Genomic DNA, 635 nt, shown 5'->3' on the forward strand with positions numbered 1-635 from the left:
GGCCGGTCGCGCGGGGAGAGCACGCAACCGGCCTATGGCTGATATTTATTCAGCCGCTTCGGGGAACTGCTCGTTATCCTCGATGTCCGTTTCGTGCTCGACAGACCTCACCTCGTCGGCGGCAGCGATCTGCACCGGGGCGGGTATCCAGCCGCTACCGGCAACAAGTCGCTCGGCGACAATGACGGCTTCGGTCTTTTTGGCCGCTGCCTTGACGGAAAGCCCCGCCTCCCGGCCCTTGGCTTCGGCCACGGCAAGCTCGATGGTGGTCCGGTTGACATGCTTGAAATAGCTGTCGCCGGTAGTCTCGAACCACTCGGACATTTCGACATTGAGTGCTCGGCCTAGCTGGTTGGCCTGCTCAATGCCCTTCTTGCGGTCGGTGAACTTCTTCTCCACGGCGTTGACCGCATGAGCAGCACCAAAGGCCAGCAGCGAAAGAAGCGTGTCCTGCGGCTGCTCTAGCAGCCAATCGAACAGATCGGCGGGATTGCCCGGCAGGCGCTGGCCGTAGTTTTCGGACAGGTCATTGAACGCCGTAAGGCCCTTGCAGCTTTCGGCGTCCTTCATCGAAGGCTTCAACCGCTCATGGGTGATCGACAGTTGAAGCGCGCTTTGCTCCGAATTGTATGGAT

1 pseudogene is annotated in these 635 nt (G+C 60.3%); it reads right to left on the reverse strand.

Features of this window, described 5'->3' with window-relative positions:
- Nucleotides 1-45: 45 nt before the first annotated feature.
- Nucleotides 46-635 (reverse strand): annotated as a pseudogene (locus tag EOA86_RS37400) (chromosome partitioning protein ParB); the annotation flags it as partial.

Origin of the sequence: Mesorhizobium sp. M5C.F.Ca.IN.020.32.2.1 (genome assembly GCF_004023105.1) — a bacterium.
Classification (GTDB): domain Bacteria; phylum Pseudomonadota; class Alphaproteobacteria; order Rhizobiales; family Rhizobiaceae; genus Mesorhizobium; species Mesorhizobium wenxiniae.